At 60.6% G+C, this 5,614-nt stretch carries 4 protein-coding genes; 3 read left to right on the forward strand and 1 reads right to left on the reverse strand.

The features are described from left to right. Window positions 1-135 precede the first annotated feature (135 nt). The 3 genes from FJ398_25565 to FJ398_25575 all read left to right on the forward strand — a co-directional run bounded on the left by FJ398_25565 (window position 136) and on the right by FJ398_25575 (window position 4,270). Entirely contained in the window at window positions 136-570 is a 435-nt protein-coding gene (locus tag FJ398_25565; protein MBM3841259.1) for a type II toxin-antitoxin system VapC family toxin, read from the forward strand. A 1,970-nt stretch (window positions 571-2,540) separates the two neighbouring features. Beyond that, window positions 2,541-3,455, forward strand: a complete 915-nt coding sequence (locus FJ398_25570) for a hypothetical protein (protein ID MBM3841260.1) — start codon at window positions 2,541-2,543, stop codon at window positions 3,453-3,455. A gap of 71 nt (window positions 3,456-3,526) precedes the next feature. After that, window positions 3,527-4,270 (forward strand): RraA family protein, encoded by a 744-nt coding sequence (locus FJ398_25575; GenBank protein MBM3841261.1) that lies wholly within the window; start codon window positions 3,527-3,529, stop codon window positions 4,268-4,270. 12 nt (window positions 4,271-4,282) lie between these two features. On the opposite strand, the gene FJ398_25580 is transcribed toward FJ398_25575, so the two are convergent. Next, complete coding sequence (locus tag FJ398_25580; GenBank protein ID MBM3841262.1) at window positions 4,283-5,272, reverse strand: PDZ domain-containing protein; 990 nt, start codon at window positions 5,270-5,272, stop codon at window positions 4,283-4,285. Window positions 5,273-5,614 lie beyond the last annotated feature (342 nt).

The following is a 5,614-nucleotide window of genomic DNA, read 5'->3' on the forward strand; positions in this document are numbered from 1 at the left end:
GAATTTTGCCTGGGGCTGCGTTGCTCCTCGGTCACAGCCCCACTGGCGGGGGATGCTCGCTCGTCGCGCCTTGCCCCAGGCCAAATTGGGCGCAACGAACGTGAGCGTATTTACGAAACGGACCACTAAGGACGCATGATCCTTTACGCGGACACCAGTCTGCTGGTTTCGTATTACGTGAGCGATGCCAATAGTGTCCGCGCTCAAACGCTTCTTCACGCGACGACCGACCCCCTGATTTTCACCGGCCTGCATCGCCTGGAATTGAGGAACGCGCTGGCGCTGGGTGTTTTTCGCCAAATCCTAACGCCTGCTCAAGCGTATGCGGCGTGGAGTAACATCACCCAAGACATCCGGTCGCGCCGGCTTTTTCCTCAGCCGGTGAACTGGGCGCCGGTATTCCGCACGGCCGCTCAATGGGCGGCTCGTCACAGCGGCGGCATCGGCTGTCGCACTCTCGACATCCTGCACGTCGCCACAGCCTGGAAACTGCAAGCCCGGGAGTTCCTCAGCTTCGACGGCCGGCAGAGGACTCTGGCGCAACAGCTTCGTTTCACCGTCAAGCCATAGAAACGCTTCAAAGAATTGATGGTATAACAGAATGACCTTGCTCGGGCGCGGCTGCGGTTCTCGATTTCTGTGGGGCGGGGATGGGAGCGGCTCCGCCATCCAATCCCATGTTGGCAATGTCCCCCCGTTCTTGAGATGAATCCCGCGTGGGTTCATTGGGTGAGGTCCCTCCGAAGTCGTTGCCCGCACCTCAATCGCTGCGATGCCCAACTCGCTGAGGTCGCGCACTTCGGAAGGGTTGGAGCGGCCATCGCCGTTGGAGTCCAGCCAGGCGCGGATGCCGGCGAGTTCTTCGCCGCGAAGGACGCCGTCGCGGTTATCATCCAAAGCAGCGAGAGCTTCGTAGCCGTTCTCCTGAAAGATCTCGAAGGTGTAGCTGCCGAATAATTGGTGGGCGGAAGTGATCCCCGCGGTGCGGAGCGGATCCCAAACCAGGATCGCGGTGTGCGGCTTCACCCACGGCCAGCGCTCCGCCGGGCCGTAGCCGCGCAAGTCAAAATCGACCACGGCGTCGGGCGCGAGGAGTGTGTCGATGCTTGCGGTCGGAACGAGCGGGAAAATGATCGGTGTGATTGCCCCGAAGGGAAGCCTTGCCACTTCCGCCAGGCCGGCTTTGACTTCCGCAACCGCCTTGGAAATCTCCGTGCCAGCAGTCGAAGCTTCCGGGTCCTTGGTTGCAAGCCGCAGGAAACCGTGTCCGGCCTCTACGCTGACAAGGCTTCCCAGTCCGGAGATCGGTTTGCGCGCCAAAAGGCGGTCGGCGCGGAACCCTGAGCGAAACGCAATCAAGTAGGCATCGCGGGCTTCCCGGTGATCGACCAGATGCAATTGCTTCACCGAGACAGTCGGCGGAAATGCGTTGCCTTCTTTCGCCGTTCCAGGGGGAGTCGGGTTTACTTCGAAACGGACCTCCGGCGGTTTCAACGATTTCCAATCGGCAAATTGCTCCAACAAACTGGCCAAACCGAGCTGGTACAACCCCTCACGCGGCGCAGCGATGGCGCCGCCTCCGGGGCCAGGCGGAGGTTGCGGGGCTGGCTTGGCGCCGGGCGCCTGTTCGAGCTGAATCGCCCGCCAGAAACCCGAGAGGGCTTCGAAGACGTGCCGGACCATTTCTTCGTCGGACAAAGCGTCGGGCGCAGTCCAACGCTGTTGCGGCGAGCGAGCTTGTTCGGCGAATTGGAGCATCATGAAGTTCCTGGCCTGAACCTCCCGGTAACCAGGACCATAACCAGAGAGATTTCCGCCTAGTTCCTGTTCGGTTAACCGATGGGCCTTCTGTTCGAGCGAGCCGGTGAAAAAACGGCCGAGCAAAAGCCAATTCTCCGCGATTCTTGGCTTCCCCTCTGCATCAAGCTTAACGCCTCCACCACGAGTGGGAGGATCGAGAAAGCCGGGATCTGCCGGCTGCCTTGGGCGAAAGCGAGATAATGAATCCGAGCCACTGTGTAGTGCGCTTCCGCGGACGTAGGATGGGCTGCTCGGAAAGCTTCGGCACTCGCCAGCAATCGTTCAATCGGCACCGGCTGAGGCTGGACGAACATTGGGAGCGTTTGGACAACCGAGATCGACAAGGCGCCGACGAGCGCGAGCGTGTTAGAGCCTGTCTGAAAATTCTGAGGGGTGCTGTTTTCGCGCAAAGGGCCGTATCAGGCGCAACGAAGGAGAATATCCCTGGTGGATCTTCGACTGAGGAGCAACGAAGCCAGACGGCCCTTTGCGCGAAAACCCTCCGGGCGGCAGGTCTTTTGGCCGTGGCCTTCGTTGGCTCGGTGCTCACAGCCCGCTGCGGGGATGCTCGAACCTCGCCGCCTTGGCCACGGCCAAAATCCCTTGCCGCAGCACCCCTCATAATTTTCAGACAGGCTCGTAAGGGTTCTCATGATCTCGTGCGGAAGGTGGGGTTAGTGTCGCGTAAACTGGCCAATTGATTTGACTTCGAGGTCTCGTTCGTTAGGAACGATTCGACCATGAGAGCTAGCTTTATCCACCGACCCGAGAGATTTCAAATCCTCTTTGCAGGGCTGGTCGCATCCGGGCCGGGTTTCATGAGTTTCGCCGCGGAGTTGAATCTCGAATTGCGCGGCCGCTGGCCTGCGTTGGATCGCTCGCCGCTCATGGATGTCGCAGTGCAAGACAGCTATGCCTACGGCCTCGGCCCAGAGCGGGACCTGGTGATTTTCGACGTGAGAAACCCAGTGAACCCCCGGCAGATTGGCACAATTCAAACCAGCGACGCCTATGATCTTGGTGTTTCGGGCCGCCACGTCTATCTGGCAGAGGGTCGGGCTGGTTTGGGCGTCATTGACATCAGTGACCCCGCCAACCCCCGGCGTGTCGCGGCTTGTGACACGCCAGGGTTTGTCGCGGAGGTTGCGCGAGCCGCGGGCGGAGCCGAGAACGAGATTTTTCCCGAAGAAATGCCGATCGAAGATCTGCGGCCTTACCTCGAGACGGTGCAAAGCCTCCCGCCCCACATTCGCATTCGCATCAATTCGAAGCCCGCCGGCCTGGCCGGGAACATCGACAAGACGCTGTTCGCTTACTACTGCTATCTCTTGATCGCCGGTCGAAATCGGAATGTCTTTTGGACGTACAAGGAGGGAACCTCCGACGTGCCGCACTACTGGTATCGGGAATTCGATCTGAACCTCGGCCCGTCGCGCGAGGGCATTCGCTTCGGCGAAACGATTTGGAGCCGGGAATTCGAGAATGCGCTCGTGCTGGTCAACGCCGGCAAACAAGCCGGCAAATTTCGCTGGGACGCCTCGATCCGCTATTGCGACATTACAGGGAAGGCCGTGCAATCGCCGTTGGTTTTGAAGCCGAGGACAGCGATGCTGCTCATCAAGAATCCATCCATCCTCCGTTCAAGCGTTGAATGAAGATCAAATCGCATGAAAGTTGCCGTCAGGTTTGACAGGGAGCCAAATCTTGATTTCCTCTCAGGCACACTATGAAAACCAAGGTTCTCTTACTCACAGCAGGTCTTGTTTTGGCAGTCTCGATCGCGTTGGCGGCCACCGGCGGCCCGGCGTTGCCGACCGAAGACGATCTGATCGCGGGTTTCAAACGCAGCACCGTCGCGTCGGTCGCAGATGCCGTGGATCACGTCGTGGGTGAGCGCGGATTCATGTCCCACGACGTGCGCCCGATGATTCCGGGCAAAGTCGTCGGTCGCGCGATTACCGCGCTGGTGCGGCCTGCTCCACCCGACAAAGCCACGCCCGCGTTGGCGGTGAAGCACTCCGTGGAAATGATCGACAACTCCAAGCCCGGTGAAGTCGGCGTCATCGTCATGGAAGACGGCCTGGACGTGGCGGCCATCGGCGGATTGATGGCCACAACCGCGAAGGTCCGGGGCATGGCGGGCATGGTGGTGGACGGGGGCGTGCGCGATCTGGCGGAAATCCGGGCGCTGAAATTTCCGGTCTATGCCCGGAGCGTGACACCCGCGACGGCAGTGAGCCGTTACGCCAGCGTGGCGCAGCAAATTCCATTGAAATGCGCCGGGATCACCGTCAAACCGGGTGACATCATCGTAGCCGGTGAAGACGGAGTCGTGCGCGTGCCGCAGGAGAAGGCCGCCGAGGTGCTGGCGAAAGCGCGCGAGATCGACGCGCGGGAGACGAAAATGGTGCCGATGATCAAGCAGCACAAATCCCTGAGAAAAGTGATCGATCTCTTCAACCGGATTTGAACCGATCCTGGACTACGGTTCTGCCGGCTGTTTCGGCAGCGAGAGAACGAGGTCGTGCTGGTGCGTTCCGCGGCGAACCGTCACCGGGACGCGGTCGCCATAATTTCGATTCAGATTCAGGTGCGCGTGAAGCTGGGGAATGGTCATGTCGCTGTCCAGGCCGTCGAACTTCACCACCACGTCGTCCTTTTTGAGCCCGGCCTGGCGGGTGTAATCGCCCCAGATGAAGGTGACGAGCACCGCCATCTTCCCGGCGGGCAAGCCGAGCTTCTTGCGCTCGTCCTCAGGAAGCTTGTTTCCCCAGAATCCGGCGTTGGGCCCCGCCACGTGCAAGGACTCGCGCCAGGACGGATCTGGCGTGCGGCGCCACGCGCTGGAGAGTTTCAACATCGGTCGCAACGTTTGGCCGCCGCGCTGAATTTCCAGCGGCAAGCTGGCTTGGGACGGCGTCAGCTCCAACACTCGCGAGAAATCGGCGAAGGTCAAAATGCGCTGTCCGTCCGCCGAAACCACCGTGTCCCCTTCGCGAATCCCGGCAAGCTGCGCCGGGGAATTGGGGATCACGGCTCCAACTTTGTTCTGCACATCCGAATCGAGTTGGATGCCGACGGCTGACGGCGCGGGATAAGTAAACACGAGTTCGCGGGAGAATCGTCCGAGTTGCTGCAGAAGCCGCAACTCCGCGACTTTGACGTCGTGGCAATGAATACACGGGCTGTCTTTGCGCCGCGCCATCATCGGGTTCATCGTGGGAATTTCCTCCGGAGTGCGAGCCGGTTCACGGCCTGGCTCGTAGCGGCTCTTTTGCACCTGGCCGCGGCGATGCAACTCCAGCGCCTGCTTCATGACGCGCACCATGGATTCCTTGGTGAGGTGCGATTCGGCGGCGGCGTCCTCGCGCCCGCCGTATCGGGCGTAGAATCGGTCGTTGGCGTCCATGAAGAACGCCATCCATGTCAGGTCGCGCTCGAACTGAAACAAATTGATGTTCACGCTGTTCATCGATTGCACCCGCACGCAGACGAATTGCCCGGCGAGCCGGGCGATCTCCTCATCCTGACGGACAACCTGCCCGTCGAAACTGGCGCACGCCAGTCAGCGTTCGCAGCGGAACACGACGAGCATCGGTTTCCCGGTTTCGCGCGCGAGTTGCTGGCCTTCGGCGTAACTATAGACCCATGGAATGGTTCCCGTGACTGCGATAGGTTTGACTTCCGCGGCGCCCGCCGGTGGTGCCGAGTCGAGAACCAGCGCGCCGGCTGCGCAGAACAAAAGCGAGAACTTTAGGGTCTGCTCAAAAATAACTTGGGGTTTTGGCGGGAGCGCCGCCTGGCCGGCTGCAAG

Source organism: Verrucomicrobiota bacterium, assembly GCA_016871535.1.
GTDB lineage: Bacteria > Verrucomicrobiota > Verrucomicrobiia > Limisphaerales > SIBE01 > VHCZ01.

Coding starts and splice junctions, on each gene's coding strand:
- FJ398_25565 (MBM3841259.1), top strand. CDS start 136: ATGATCCTTTACGCGGACACCAGTCTGCTGGTTTCGTATTACGTGAGC.
- FJ398_25570 (MBM3841260.1), top strand. CDS start 2,541: ATGAGAGCTAGCTTTATCCACCGACCCGAGAGATTTCAAATCCTCTTT.
- FJ398_25575 (MBM3841261.1), top strand. CDS start 3,527: ATGAAAACCAAGGTTCTCTTACTCACAGCAGGTCTTGTTTTGGCAGTC.
- FJ398_25580 (MBM3841262.1), bottom strand. CDS start 5,272: ATGAACAGCGTGAACATCAATTTGTTTCAGTTCGAGCGCGACCTGACA.